Genomic DNA, 14,879 nt, shown 5'->3' on the forward strand with positions numbered 1-14,879 from the left:
CGATAAAGTAACACCCGATGTACTAATACAATCATCCTCCGTAAGACCCTTTTGGCTTATCCCTCACCCTGATAAGCCATTTTTTTACGGCATTGTTTATAGCGCATGTGCTTATCGAACTATATTGAATAGGAGTATATGATGGTGTCACACAATGCAAAGAACCGGCATGTCTGCCGAACAATACAAGTAGGCATTGCTACCGCTGTTGGGGTTTTATCATTAATTGGCCAACCCGTTTGGAGTGCCAGTGAGGACAACATGCTATTTCACTTTACTGATCCAAGCCATTTTACAGAGTGGAACATCAATAATGACACTGTGATGGGCGGTATTTCGCAAAGCCAGATTAAGCAGAATAAGCAGCAAGCGTTAATATTTTCTGGGCATGTTTCCTTGGCAAATAATGGCGGATTTGCATCGACAGAATCAACCTTTTTACATCAAATTGCCAGTACATCTTTACTCACTCTCACGGCTAAAGGCGATGGAAAAACATATCAAATCCGGTTAAAAACACCGAATTTGTCTTATGGTGAAGCCTATGTGGCTAACGTTAATACTCAAGCTAATACACTCACTCAACATACTTTTACCCCGGCAGACTTTACAGTCAACTTTAGAGGGCGAAAGGTCACGAATGCACCATCATTAAACTTTGAAGATATTGATCGTATTGGTTTTCTTGTTGCACAAAAACAACAAGGTCCATTTATAATTGAGTTACACTCGGTACAGTTTGACCGATAAATGCGTTAATACATAAGGGTATTCATTGAATTTACCAATACACATAAAAGGCATTATTTTCGACTTAGACGGCACCTTAGTTGAGTCCAGTTTAGACTTTGACTTAATTCGCCAACAAATTGGTTGCCCTAATGGTATAGACCTCCTTAAATACGTCGACGAGTTAAGTTGCAAAGCCACTCAAGCCAACGCAAACAAAATTATTCTTGAGCATGAATATCAAGATGCTATGAGTGCCAAACCAATCAAAGGCATGACCGAACTGATTAACGCTATTGAAGCGGCCAAATTACCCACAGCCATAGTGACTCGTAATAGCCTTGCAGCCAGTGCCATGAAGGTAACACAAAATAATATTGCCATAGACCATGTGTTAACCCGAGAGCACTTCCCTGCAAAGCCGGCGCCCGATGCGTTACTGGCCATTGCAACACAATGGCAAATACATCCACAGCATATTATCTATGTTGGTGATTACTTGTACGATATCCAAGCGGCTAATAACGCGGGAATGATTGCCTGTTTAATTAATCATGGCATTGAACGTGATTATCAATATTTAGCCGATATAGTCATCGAAGAATTAAGCCAACTGCAGACATTATTAATCAATAACTCAACGAGCGATTAACGCCAGTAATAACGTTAATAATACTTAAAAGTCACACAATATGAATATGAATATGAACCCAATTCACCCTAAAAATTTATTGAATAGTAAGTGGACCAAAGTTAACGTGGTTCAAAAATTGAAGCATTTTACTGTGGCTAAAGTGGAGTATGACGAGCAACAAAACGTGGTTGAATGTTTTATCCGTGCAGAAATGAATGCCGAAGAATTTTCAATTGACTGGCGCGATCTTAAAGATCCGCAACTGTGGAAAATTGGCTGGCAATAATCTACTGTAAACGATGGTGTTCGTAATGCTAACTTGTAATAAAAAAGTGACTCAAGCAGTTAGTCTTGAGTCACTTCAATAATATCGCATTAGTTGTTAATACATGAGCGTAGGCTTATTCCGGCCTTAATATTTCTATTCTATTAATCTGAACTGTAGCGTTTCCAAACCCCAATCAGATAACATTACATCCTGAATTCGTTGGCCATCGCCTTCGCTGCTGCACCCCCACATTCTAGCACACGTCTGCCCAGCGATATTTGATCCGGTACCTTTTGAAGTGTCAGGTAGCATATGATTTAATTGTGCGATATGTGAGCCAAACATGTCTTCAAATGTATCCATCTGCACGTCAATGGTTTCCATTTCACCTTGAGGAAAAACAACCGCTGCCGTTTGTATATTTTTATCAGTACCTTGAGGATTTAATTGAACAACATCCTGCGAAATCAAAGCGTAAAGTTTGCTAAACGGTAAATTTTTAGTTGATTCATGTAAGTAAAGTATTTGCCCATAATTTCTGGCTGCTAAATTATTTTCTTCATAAGCTCTAGCAAGGTATTGATCTGCAAGTGCCAAATCTTGTTCTACCATGCCACCACCTAAATATATTTTACCTAGCAAAAATGACGACTGTGCGTGACCCAGTTTTGAAGCATACTTTAAAAAATCGATACCCTCGTCGACATCTTTCAAAGGAGTATCTTGTAAATACAAAACACCCGCCTTATATTTTGCGTCCAACACACCATACTTACCTGCACGTCGGTACCATTTCAACGCCATGTCTAAATCTTTATCAGTACCATAACCAGAGTAATATAATTCACCTAACATGGCCATTGCAGAGGAGTGACCTCGTTTAGTTAAAATGCGGTAGGCTTTAAAGTATTCAATACATTCAGACGTGTTGCACTCAGGCAATTGGTTTGCTTGGCTTTTAAATGGAGCGAAAGCGAGAAAGCTTAATATTAAGCTCAAAATAATAGCATTTTGTTTCATCATGTTAAGTCCTTTTTATATACGATTCATTACTATTAGCATTTATATGCAAAATGTCTATAGTAATTATGTCTATAAAACTAACCGTACGTTATATCTAATATTATCAATCAATTATCAAGTTATTCTGCAAAGCAATCTAATACTCCAATAATATCCACTTGCCAATTACGATTGAAATCAGCCTACGGCTGGTGAATATGCTCAAATTAGATCAATTTACCGCACACATCAATTGTTCAGCCAAATCGAGTTGCTTCAAATCGATTCAATAACCGATGCACCACATAACACAGTAATAATGTTGCCACGATAGCGACTAAGATGCTGCTTATTCGGTACAAAGCACTGAAAACTAAGTCGTTATCTGGGGTTAAGTATTGACCGAATAATATCCCTAAGGTAGTCATAGCACCGAATCCCACACCTGAACCACTCGCTTCTCTCACGTGTACTTGACTAAACAACATTAAGCCTATCCACAATAGTGGTATCACAAAAATCAATAATCCGGACCAATCATAGAGTAACCCTTGTCCCACTAAGCCAAAAGTCACGCCAAACAAGGTACCGATGGCACGTTTGCGCGCGTAACCGAGTGCACCATTCCAATGCATTGGGAATAACAATAACAAGGTAGTAGCTTGAGCAGACATAGAATCACGTAAGTTAAAGACCTGAAAAACCACAAATGATGCAGTTGCAATAGATGCTCCGAGTAGCGCTTCATGGCGCATACGGTTAGGCACTTTAACCACGGCAGCAACTGGCGTTCTTGGTTCAACATCGGGCCATAGAGCCGTCATAGCATAAGCAATGACGACTGATGCTGCCGTTGCCCAAAAGTTACTAAAAATGAGATTGTTAATATCGACACTTGGATAACTGGCAAAGTGCAGCATAATGCTTAAGCTAATAACCCCATTAGCGCCAAATAAAAACAAGCTGCCACGTGACATTGCAGCAAAACGATACAAAAAAAGCACAAACACAATAGGTAATATCACCCCTGGATGAGCACCAAATAAACCGCCTAAAATACCTACTTCAATTCCAGACATTACAGATGATGCCAACAATTGCCTCATCGCATGAGCATTCATCACAGGGACTAAACCGAGTAATAACATTGGAGTGACGGTAAAAAACACACCATAACTGAGATCGAAAAACTTACATATCGCAAACCCTAGCGTGGCGCCTGTTGCAATGCGTAAACATTGACGTAAATCGTTTTGAGTCAAAGGACTATGGCGTAGTAACATATAAACAACCTAGGGTATTGATACAAGATACAGCACGCTAAATGAATAACCTGCTGCATTGTCTTGAGTGTGATTTGATATAGTGATTAGTAACAAGCAATATTGAGCTTAATGGCGACGTTAATAAATATAATGCAGTGTGCTGATAACCTTGATTTGAACCTTAGCTAAGAAGCCAAGCAAACCACTATTGGGGACTAATTGCACCGTTGCACGTGCTCCAGCAGGTAATGCATTAACGCCTTGGTGGTCAAGTTCAAGGTGTAAACGTAAACGCTGAGCGTCACGTACCCAACGTACAGACTCTTGCGGATCTGCTAAACGGCCATTTGCATCAAATTGCCCGGCACTCACACCAGCATCTACGGTACTCACTTTGGCATGATACAAACGCCCTGGTTGACCATCAAATGCAATAAGTGCAGTTGATTGTGGCTCAATACCTCGTAAGCTTTTTTCTCTAAAGTCAGCAATAATATCAACGGTTTCTGACACTACAGCCAATAGCGGCTGACCGACAGTGGCAAAGCTGCCGACTTCTAACTGTAAGTTGGTTACCACCCCATTTTGATCGGCGCGAATTTGAGTGTAAGACAGGTTTAACTCTGCTTGAGCCAAACGGTTTTGAGCTTGACGCACTTTTAAATTATCTTCGCCATTGCGTCCACGGCTTACCACTAGCTTAGTTAAGCGTGCTTTGGCGGCAAGTAAGTTAGCCTCTGCCGTAACGGCATCACTTTGAGCTTGATCGGTTAACTGCTGCGATACACCTCGAGAAGCGTACAATGCATCAAGGCGTTTTGCTTCACTGTTTCTCTGCTGTGCACTACTTTGATTTGCCTGAACATCTGCTTTGGCAGCAAGTATCGATGCATCAAGTTCGGCGTTATCTTGTTTTGCTTGCTCTAACGCCAATGTAGCCTGCTCAGCCGCTAACTCATAAGGGGCTGAGTCGATGCTAAATAACACATCACCTTTAACCACTAATTGGTTATTTTCGACTGCAATAGAAGCAATTTTACCACTGACTTGCGGTGTTACTTTAGTGACCATTCGTGTTGCCATGGCTTGTGGCGTCATTGGCATCACAGCGTCGGCAAACATAAAGTAGCCAAACACTGATACAAACAGGAATATAGATACTTTTACGAGTCGTGCAAATTGTTGATCTGGAGTCATATTCTTTCTCATTTGGGAATTTTGTCGTCTTGTTCAGTGTTCTTATGCAGCACAGCAAGAGCGTTATCACTGATCAGACTGATGACACGTTCAAATTCACTTAATTCTTGGCTGCTAATGCCGGCTAATAAATTACGTCGCACTAGCATGATTTTACTTTCCATCTGCTTAAGCATCTCAATCCCATCAGGGGTTAAGCTGACAATGCGTGCCCGTTTATCTTTTTCGCAGCAATGGCGTTGCATATAGCCCTGCTCTTCTAATTGATTAAGGGTGCGCATTAATGATGGCAATTCAATTTCTAACGCATCTGCAAGCACCTTTTGGCTGACGTTGTCCCCTAAGCGCAATAACTTCCACAATGCTGTCCAGCGAGGATGAGTAAGACCTAGCGGGATTAATTCTGCATCGGCAGCCGTTCGCCATAAGCGGTGCAATCGACCTAAATTTTCAGCTAGAGACAGTTCTTTTAATCTTTCTAATTCTTGGGACATGATTAGCACTCACTTAATTAGCGTACTAACCATTATAACTAGTTAGCATGCTAAGTAAATAGCTTTATCGAATAAGATAAACCACGATGAAATAACAGAGTAAATATAATACCGCTGTCATTTCGACATTAAATAGTCTTATTGACACATGCATTATGTGTCAATAAGACTATTTAATGCATATCGCCAAAACCATTAATAGCATATTAATCAATATCTTATTTAAAAATTAAAAGTTGGCACGTCTTGTGTAATGTCATCGGTATCAAAATGACTTTGCGCTAAGAGGACTTATGAGCAAAAACAAACTCACCGGCATTGCACTATTAATCGTGCTTGTGGCTTCCTTCACTGTATTACTTAGTTTAGGCAGCGGTATATACCGAGAAAAACCGCCTATTCCAGCGGCGTTTACTGACACCAGTGGCCACCCCATATTTACCGAAAACGATATTGAGCAAGGGCAACTTGTATGGCGCTCAATGGGCGGGCATCAGTTAGGCTCAATTTGGGGTCATGGTTCTTATGTGGCACCAGACTGGACTGCTGATTGGTTACACCGTGAAGCACAAGCTTGGTTGTCTATTACGGCTAAAGCACGTTTCAATCGTGATTTCGCAGAACTCGATTCAGAGCAGCAAGCAGGGTTAGAAAAAGCCCTCAGAAATGATATGCGCCATAATACGGTTGTCGAAAGTGCAGAGAATAAAACCTATGTTACGCTTTCAAACACCAGAGTTGCGGCGATAAATGAAGTGACTCAACACTATTTATCACTTTTTGGTGACGATCCTGCACTGTCATCACTGCGCGAACAATATGCAATGAAAGAAGGCACTATCACCGATGCCAGCCATCGTGAACTGCTAAATGCTTTCTTATTTTGGGGCTCATGGGCAGCGGTAACCGAACGTCCTGGTTACGATTATACTTACACCAATAACTGGCCATATGATCCACAGATAGGTAATTTACCGACTTCAGATAACATAGTTTGGTCAGTGTTGAGCGTAGTGACATTGATTCTTGGTATTGCTATGTTGATTTGGCACCATGCCTGTTGCAAAGAAGAAGCATTACCAGAACCCGCTAAAGATGACCCATTATTTTTCACTAAACCGACGCCATCGCAAAAAGCGGTAGGTAAATACTTTGTCACTGCGATTGGACTGTTTTTACTGCAAATACTGGTTGGTGGAATTACGGCACACTATGCGGTTGAAGGCCAAGAGTTCTATGGTTTCCCATTATCTGAAATTCTGCCTTATTCGGTCACTCGAACTTGGCACACTCAACTTGCGGTATTTTGGATAGCCACAGCCTGGTTAGGCACTGGCTTATACATTGCCCCGGCACTCTCAGGTTACGAGCCGAAGTATCAACGCCTAGGGGTAAACATTCTTTGGGGCGCGTTAGTTATTATCGTCCTTGGTTCTATGGCCGGTGAGTGGTTGGGTGTTCAGCAGTATTTTGATCTGGACATGAACTTCTTGTTTGGTCATCAAGGGTATGAATACATCGATTTAGGCCGTGTATGGCAAGTATTACTGCTGGCAGGTTTATTAATTTGGTTAGCGTTAGTCACTGCTTCAATGCGCCCAGCGTTAAAAGTCAGCAACGACATGCAACCGGTTATTTGGGTGCTATACGCTTCTTGTGTCGCCATTGGCTTATTTTATGGTGCTGGCTTGTTTATGGGCAAACACTCTAACCTAGCGATTGCGGAATACTGGCGTTGGTGGGTGGTCCACTTATGGGTTGAAGGCTTCTTTGAAACATTTGCGACATCTGTAATTGCATTAATGTTAGTTCGCTTAGGGCTTATCCGCGCTCGAAGTGCCAATGGTGCAGTATTGTTCTCAACTGTGGTATTTTTAACCGGTGGCCTAATCGGTACCTTACATCACTTATACTTTACCGGTACTCAAACATCAGTCATTGCTTGGGGAGCGATATTCTCAGCACTTGAAGTTGTGCCGTTAGCATTAATTGGTTTTGAAGCGATGGAAACCTATCGTTTACGTAAAGCCAGCCCTTGGATGGAGCGTTATCACTGGGCGATTATGTTCTTTGTGGCGACCTCGTTCTGGAACTTAATAGGTGCTGGTGTATTAGGTTTCTTAATTAATCCACCTATTTCGCTGTACTTTATCCAGGGCTTAAACACCACTGCAACCCATGCTCATGCGGCATTTATGGGCGTGTATGGCATGCTAGGTATAGGGTTGATGTTATTCTGTTTACGCGGATTAACAGGCAATATGCAATGGAACCACAAATACCTTAAAGGCGCATTTTGGACCTTAAACATAGGTTTAGCCGCTATGGTGTTTATGTCGCTATTGCCAGTGGGTATTGTGCAGTTCTTTGCTGCTATCGATCACGGTTACTGGTATGCCCGCTCACCTGCTGTTATCCATAGCGACTTAGTTGAAAACCTCGTATGGATGAGAATGTTCGGCGACATTATCTTCAGTATTGGTGGATTATTAATGGCGGCGTTCTTATTTGACCTTATTAAGAAGGCCATCGTCAGTAAAGGCGCTAAAGCGAAGCAAGCTGGTGCATTAACGATTAACTAAGTAATGCATTGATAAACGGACTTTAATAAACATCATCAGGGGCCTTTATGGCCCCTTTTTTATCTGCAATTTGGCTTTTGCCCTTGTTGTTATATTCACACTTGTCATAATGACATCAACTTGTTGTTAACTGGAGTTTGACATGGCATTGAGTCAAGCAGACTTAACCCGTATCGCACTTGATATTACCGCTAACTTATCTAATCGAGATCGTTTCTCACGTTTATTAACCACGGTAAGAGAAACGCTCGATTGCGATGCTGCTGCGCTATTATCATTCCAAGGTCATCAATTTACCCCTTTAGCAATTGATGGGTTAAGTGCTGACGTACTTGGACGGCGCTTTATTTTAAACGAACATCCTAGGCTTGAAGCCATTGCCCGAGCAGGAGATATTGTCCGTTTCCCTTCCGATAGCGAGCTTGCGGATCCTTACGATGGCTTAATCCCCAATGTCGACGGTGACTTAAAAGTGCATGCCTGTATCGGCTTACCGTTATTCGCCAACGAGCAACTCATTGGCGCACTCACCATCGATGCACTCGACCCAAACAAATTTGATCAATTCACCAATAATGATTTACGCAGTTTTAGTGCTATTGCTGCAGTTTCTTTAAACAATGCATTACTGATAGATAAACTCGAAAAACAAGCCAACAATTTTACGATTCCGGATACTAAGCCATCAGGGCAACTGCACGAAGAAACTGAAATCATCGGTCAAGCGGATAACCTTCTATCTCTGCTTAATGAAGTCAATGTCGTCGCAGCAACAGAGCTCAATGTATTGATTTTAGGAGAGACCGGAACCGGTAAAGAACTAATAGCTAAAGCCATCCACCAAAACTCTGTGCGAGCCAATAAGCCGCTAGTATATTTAAATTGTGCCGCGCTGGCTGAATCCGTTGCCGAAAGCGAACTCTTCGGTCATGTCAAAGGGGCCTTTACAGGCGCAATTAGCCATCGTAGCGGCAAATTTGAAATGGCCGATAAAGGCACCTTATTTTTAGATGAAATTGGCGAATTAGCACTTAATTTACAAGCTAAATTGTTGCGAGTACTGCAATACGGGGATTTACAAAAAGTCGGTGATGATCGTAGCTTAAAAGTGGATGTTCGTATTATTGCTGCAACGAATAAAGATCTTAAAAGCGAAGTATTAGCCGGACGATTTAGATCTGATTTATATCATCGTTTAAGCGTGTTCCCGGTTATGGTCCCGCCGCTAAGAGAACGTCAACAAGATATCCATTTGTTAGCAGGATTCTTTATTGAGCGCTATCGACAACAATTACACTTAGCCCATTTGGGGTTAGAGCCTTCATCACTACAATTACTCGAGCAATATGATTGGCCTGGTAACATTAGAGAACTTGAGCATGCCATCCATCGAGCTGCGGTACTAGCCAAATCACAAAGCCAAAAAGACGGTATATGCATCATTAGAAATAGTCATTTTGAATTTGCACAGCCATCGTCCACTGCTATACATTCAAACAAAAATATTCTGCTTAAACAGCCGGTAACATCTTTACCACAAACAAGCTTACGCGATGCAACAGACCAGTTTCAAAACCAATTTATCCAACAGATATATAGTCAACAAGGGAGTAATTGGGCTGCAACCGCACGCCAATTGCAAATCGACTCGGGTAACTTACATAGGCTAGCTAAACGCTTAGGATTAAAATAAACAAAGTGAAAAAAATCAGTTGAAATATTAGCCGTAATAAGTGACGATGCGCCCTAACCATCTATACAAATGATCTGTACTAATTATTTGTACTAAATAGTCAAACTTAGCAAGATATTGTAGTCTGACTAATATGACGCCTGTTTTGGAATGATATAATCCTTATGATAAATTCGTTACGCTCTACTTTACTTGCTGCGACAGCCATTGTGTTAAGTTTTTCGAGTGCTGCAGTTGAATATCGTCTACCTGCTGAAGGCAGTAATTTAGTCGGTCAAAATCAATACTATGTTATTCCTGAAGGGAAGATAACTTTAGAGCAAGTGGCCTCACAGTTTCAGCTAGGACTCACTAATTTATTAGAAGCTAACCCAGATGTTGATCCATTCTTACCTAAACCGGGTACTACGTTACTGATCCCACATCAGCTGATCCTACCCGACACAAAAAAAGAAGGCATGGTCATTAACTCTGCCGAGATGCGTTTGTATTATTATCCGAAGGGTAAAAATATCGTTGAAGTATTGCCTATTGGTATTGGCCAAATTGGTAAAGATACCCCTGAAAAATGGGTGACTACAATACAACGTAAACGCGCTAACCCAACTTGGACACCGACAGCTAATATACGTAAATCATACGCTGCAAAAGGGATAACATTACCAGCAGTATGGCCAGCAGGTGCTGATAACCCGATGGGTTTATTTGCCCTTTATATAGGCAACCTGTATGCGATTCATGGTACTAACGCAACCTTTGGTATTGGTTTACGAGTAAGCTCTGGCTGTGTGCGTTTACGCAATGAGGACATTGAGCATTTATTTAATACCGTCCCCGTTGGTACTCGTGTTGAATTTATTAACCAACCGATTAAAGCCACGGAAGAACCTGATGGTAACCGCTACTTAGAAGTGCATGAGCCACTATCACGTACTCAAGCTGAATTTGATTCTTTAGAGCCAGTAGCACTATCATTCGATAAAGCCATGACTCGCTTTGTTGCTCATCCAGATACTGACTCATTTACATTAAAGCGATTACTTGAGCAACGTACTGGAATGCCAACTCGGATTAATCCATGAGCATTAATCCATAAGACATAAAGATGTTTGGATTTATGCAAACATAACAAAAAATGGCTTTGTTAATTCAGTAAACACTGTGATTAACAAAGCCATTTTTTATATTAGCTTGATAGTTATTCTGAAATCGAAATAAGAAATCTGGTTACTTATCGGGTGTAGTTATCGTCGACCCATTCTGCTCAATATTATCGCTATCACTCACATTCTGGCTATCCCCCAATGCTTCACTGGTTTGTGCTAATGCATGTAAGTCTTCCATCGCAACGTTAATATCACTCTGACCAGCATTAATTAGCTCCTCGGCTTGTTCAGCAAATGAAGTCTGTTGATCCATTTCTTGCAGTAACGCGGCGGCATTTTCTTCTGTCACGCTCGATTCTGCAAACGGATATTGCTGGGTATTTGCTTGATTCATGTCAGTAGATGCTGCTTGAGTGCGATTTAACGCAGAGCTGATTGTCGGCTGCATAATCATAGCGGTAATAATCACAATAGCAGCTGCCGCCACCAAGCTAAGTTTACCCCTAGAAATTGGCGTTTTGTTATCCGACATTGAAGACGTTTTCCCTTGACTGGCTAAACGCTCGCTATCAACTTGAGGTAACCCCGACGATTCAGGCCCTTTAGTGCGCATGCCGATAAATTGACCGCCATCATAAATCTCCATTTGATGGCTCGACACCTCACCTTCAACAATACCTGAACTGACAATAATGAGTTTATTACAATGTAATTTACCTTTAAATAAACCAGACACTCGCAGCTCTTGGCAAAAAACTTCACCTTCAACAACACCACTAGGCTCAATTTTTATTTGATCGGTTGAACTGATTTTACCCTTAGTTTGGCCCGCTATCATTGCAGGACCCTGGAGGTGCATATCACCTTCCAACGCCATATCGACACCAATATAGGTCATGCCCTTATTTTTATTATTCATTTTGGGTCCTTGTTAGGGGTAGTACTCTAGGTTAATACTTTTGGTTAATCGATTGTTATTTTTATCACCAGAGCTTAAAGGAAATACACTTCATAATAAAGTAAGTCGTTAATGGTATACTACCCAGATCAACAATTTACCCTAAGTGCTATGTCGCCATTACAAGCTTACCAACAACGTCTTCAGCAAAATATTGTTGATGATCCTGCGCAGCAGCAAGCCATACTCGCGCTAGATATGCTTTATCAACAATGCCTATCGGTTAGTCAAAATAGTCGTGGCTTATATTTATGGGGCGATGTCGGCCGAGGGAAAACCTTTTTGATGGATCTGTTCTATTAAAGCTTGTGTAGCCTGAGTCTGTGCGATCAAAATATCCCTAACTCAAAGCCTCAAGCAGATAAAACCATATTACGCCTGCACTTTCATCGTTTTATGGCCATGATCCACCAGCAATTAAATCAAACATCGGGGATAAGAGATCCATTAACTTACATTGCTAAGCAGATTGCGACTAAATATTCTGTTATTTGTTTTGACGAGTTTTTTGTTGCAGACATCGGTGATGCTATTTTACTCGGTCGATTATTTGAAACCTTATTTCAATCAGGCGTCACCTTAGTCGCAACCTCAAATGTACCGATTATTGACTTGTATAAAAATGGTTTACAGCGCGATCGTTTTTTGCCCACTATCGATCTGCTCTTGCAATATACCCAATCGATTCATTTAGACGGTAAAATCGATCATCGCTTACACTCTCGCGCCGCAACGTCAACAACATCTGCCCACTGGTTAACATTACCGTCGACAATAACCCCTCAAGCGATGTTTACACTTTTGTGTCAACAATACCCACAAGCTGATGCCAGCATAGCAAATACACCTGACTCAATTGAAATTTGTCAGCGCGCTATTGCCATTGAGGCTCAATATGGACAACTTGCCTGGTTTGAATTTTCAGCGTTGTGCCAAGGGCCGCGCTCGGCATTGGATTACATTGAATTAGCCGGACAATTTAGCCATGTATTACTCAGCAATGTGCCTAGATTAGGCGGTGAAGTACGCAGTTGGATTAAAGCTCGCGGCACTGAAGATGGCGCACTAGCAACCACCACTGGCGAGCGACAACTGGCATATGCCAGTGAAGACGATCCGGCTCGACGTTTTATCAGCTTAGTGGACGAATTGTACGATCAAAAAGTGATGTTAATCCTCAATAGCGACTGCAACTTAGAAGATTTATATGTCGACGGGGCATTACAATTTGAATTCAGACGCACTTATAGTCGCCTGATTGAAATGCAACAATGGGCGTAAATAGGCCTGCAGTACTGAAATAAAGTGCTTAACAGGCCACTCTGTGATGTAGCTTATGCTGCTTGATAGTTTTCAACGTCACTAAATCGACGTAAAAAGTTGTCAAGAGCATCATTGGTTGGATAATCGAATTGATACTTATTGTGAAAAAATACCGTCAAGCTAACCTGAGCATCAGCTAAGGTAATGGTATAACCATCGTGATCCGTTTGCGCACTAATACCGCATAACCAATAATCATGACCATGATGACCGTCTTCAAGCGCCCGTTTTTCACCATATTGCGTAACTTTGTTAAACACTTTCAATGCGCGGTGAATATCAATTTCATTTTTCATATAATGCTCTGCTATTAATGTTTTGCATTGTCATTCAAAGATACTATACGCCAATTGCACTTAATAGATCAGCGAAGAACAACATAATAGATCAGCAAAGCACAAAACAATAAATCAACCCTGAGTCGGTCAGTCGACTTCGGCAGTATTTTTTCGCTGAAAACATTTCCCTTTGTTAGCACAACAAGGCAGAATCGCGATACTTTATAACAGACAGAACCTATACCATGCCTGATATTGTGATTGCCTTTTTTGCCCTCGGTTTGCTTGCCGGGTTAATAAAGTCTGATTTAAAAGTCCCTAAAGCAACCTACGAAACTCTATCGATCTTGCTTATGCTGACCCTAGGACTAAAAGGTGGCATGGCACTGCATGGTGAAACAGCCAATTTAGCGATCTCCGAATTACTGTCTGTTATTGCCCTTGGGTTCATTATCCCGCTTAGTCTTTATCCTCTACTGCGAAAATTAATTCAATTACCGCAAAAAGAAGCCATTAGTATTGCAGCCCATTACGGCTCAGTGAGTGCGGGAACATTTGCTGTGGTGATGACTATGGTCGATCAATCTCAGTGGCCTTTACGACCTGAAACCACGCTATATCTAGTACTCCTCGAATTGCCTGCGATTATTATCATGCTATGGCTACACCGCTACCTACAAGCGAAGGTAGCTGGTGATAGCAAGCACTCTTCGGCTGGTAGCGTATTGCACGAAGCACTGACAAGCCGCGGAGTCGTATTGCTTTGTGGAGGAGTGATCATAGGCTGGATATATGGCACTAGTGGCATGGCACCGCTCACACCAATGTTATTGGGTGGTTTTAAAACGTTATTAGCGCTGTTCTTATTAGAAATGGGGATTAGTACCGCCAAAGTATGCTTTCCCATCCCTTACAAACAATGGCGCTTATTGGTATTTGCTGCGGTAATTCCATTTGTTCTAGCTTGGGCGGGTATCGGCTTAGGGGTGTTACTTGATTTACCATCTGGCAGTATATTGGTGCTTGCTGGCCTTAGCGCGAGTGCGTCTTACATTGCAGCACCGGCTGCAATTAAGGCTGCAATACCAGATGCTAATATTGGTTTAGCGATGTTGGCATCACTGGGAATAACCTTCCCGATAAACGTATTAATTGGCTTACCTATCTATCAAATGTGGATAGAACAGATACTTAGTTGAACATTAAGACACTTATAACCGTGCTGGTAAATCGATGTTAACGGCTGTTGTTAACGGTTGCGGTTAACGGCTATTGTCAACGATGGTTGTTAGCGTTGATTTAATTCGCGACGGATGTGTAAATGAATAATGGTTGCGGCAAGTGTATTAT

At 41.6% G+C, this 14,879-nt stretch carries 13 protein-coding genes and 1 pseudogene; 8 read left to right on the forward strand and 6 right to left on the reverse strand.

All coding sequences use genetic code 11. The features are described from left to right. Positions 1–138: 138 nt before the first annotated feature. Genes H5181_RS17530 through H5181_RS17540 form a run of 3 tightly spaced genes read left to right on the forward strand, consistent with a single transcriptional unit; the run spans position 139 to position 1,649 of the window. Positions 139–750 carry a CIA30 family protein gene (locus tag H5181_RS17530; RefSeq protein WP_182751630.1) on the forward strand — a complete coding sequence of 204 codons (612 nt, stop codon included), beginning with the start codon at positions 139–141 and terminating at the stop codon, positions 748–750. 25 nt (positions 751–775) lie between these two features. Then, complete coding sequence (locus H5181_RS17535; protein WP_182751631.1) at positions 776–1,381, forward strand: HAD family hydrolase; 606 nt, start codon at positions 776–778, stop codon at positions 1,379–1,381. Positions 1,382–1,433: 52 nt separating this feature from the next. Further along, positions 1,434–1,649: a TIGR02450 family Trp-rich protein gene (locus tag H5181_RS17540; RefSeq protein ID WP_182751632.1), complete on the forward strand. Its 216-nt coding sequence runs from the start codon at positions 1,434–1,436 to the stop codon at positions 1,647–1,649. A 135-nt stretch (positions 1,650–1,784) separates the two neighbouring features. Here the strand turns inward: H5181_RS17540 and H5181_RS17545 are convergent, their stop codons facing one another. From H5181_RS17545 to slyA, 4 genes are all read right to left on the reverse strand, one after another. After that, entirely contained in the window at positions 1,785–2,654 is an 870-nt protein-coding gene (locus H5181_RS17545) for a tetratricopeptide repeat protein (RefSeq protein WP_182751633.1), read from the reverse strand. A 236-nt stretch (positions 2,655–2,890) separates the two neighbouring features. After that, complete coding sequence (locus H5181_RS17550) at positions 2,891–3,916, reverse strand: DUF2955 domain-containing protein (RefSeq protein ID WP_011638689.1); 1,026 nt, start codon at positions 3,914–3,916, stop codon at positions 2,891–2,893. Between the two features lie 120 nt (positions 3,917–4,036). Then, entirely contained in the window at positions 4,037–5,095 is a 1,059-nt protein-coding gene (locus tag H5181_RS17555) for an HlyD family secretion protein (RefSeq protein ID WP_182751634.1), read from the reverse strand. An 8-nt stretch (positions 5,096–5,103) separates the two neighbouring features. Further along, positions 5,104–5,589, reverse strand: a complete 486-nt coding sequence (slyA, locus tag H5181_RS17560) for a transcriptional regulator SlyA (protein ID WP_182751635.1) — start codon at positions 5,587–5,589, stop codon at positions 5,104–5,106. A gap of 293 nt (positions 5,590–5,882) precedes the next feature. On the opposite strand from slyA, the gene H5181_RS17565 reads away from it, so the two are divergent. The 3 genes from H5181_RS17565 (at position 5,883) to H5181_RS17575 (ending at position 10,946) form a co-directional block, all read left to right on the forward strand. Then, entirely contained in the window at positions 5,883–8,171 is a 2,289-nt protein-coding gene (locus H5181_RS17565) for a nitric-oxide reductase large subunit (RefSeq protein WP_182751636.1), read from the forward strand. A gap of 142 nt (positions 8,172–8,313) precedes the next feature. Then, positions 8,314–9,864, forward strand: a complete 1,551-nt coding sequence (gene norR / locus H5181_RS17570) for a nitric oxide reductase transcriptional regulator NorR (RefSeq protein ID WP_182751637.1) — start codon at positions 8,314–8,316, stop codon at positions 9,862–9,864. A gap of 167 nt (positions 9,865–10,031) precedes the next feature. Beyond that, the gene (locus H5181_RS17575) at positions 10,032–10,946 is read left to right on the forward strand and encodes a L,D-transpeptidase family protein (protein ID WP_310734289.1); all 915 of its coding nucleotides are present in this window, start codon (positions 10,032–10,034) and stop codon (positions 10,944–10,946) included. A 145-nt stretch (positions 10,947–11,091) separates the two neighbouring features. Here H5181_RS17575 and H5181_RS17580 read toward each other — a convergent pair whose 3' ends face one another. Beyond that, positions 11,092–11,889, reverse strand: a complete 798-nt coding sequence (locus H5181_RS17580) for a polymer-forming cytoskeletal protein (protein WP_182751639.1) — start codon at positions 11,887–11,889, stop codon at positions 11,092–11,094. A gap of 111 nt (positions 11,890–12,000) precedes the next feature. On the opposite strand from H5181_RS17580, the pseudogene zapE reads away from it, so the two are divergent. Beyond that, positions 12,001–13,209: pseudogene (gene zapE / locus H5181_RS17585) on the forward strand (cell division protein ZapE). Positions 13,210–13,262: 53 nt separating this feature from the next. Here the strand turns inward: zapE and H5181_RS17590 are convergent. Continuing rightward, complete coding sequence (locus H5181_RS17590) at positions 13,263–13,547, reverse strand: DUF3081 domain-containing protein (protein WP_011638697.1); 285 nt, start codon at positions 13,545–13,547, stop codon at positions 13,263–13,265. Between the two features lie 227 nt (positions 13,548–13,774). On the opposite strand from H5181_RS17590, the gene H5181_RS17595 reads away from it, so the two are divergent. Continuing rightward, a complete protein-coding gene (locus H5181_RS17595; RefSeq protein WP_011638698.1) occupies positions 13,775–14,728 on the forward strand; it encodes a sodium-dependent bicarbonate transport family permease in 954 nt (317 codons plus the stop codon). Positions 14,729–14,879 lie beyond the last annotated feature (151 nt).

The sequence above is a fragment of the Shewanella sp. SG44-2 genome (assembly GCF_014164215.1).
GTDB lineage: Bacteria > Pseudomonadota > Gammaproteobacteria > Enterobacterales > Shewanellaceae > Shewanella > Shewanella frigidimarina.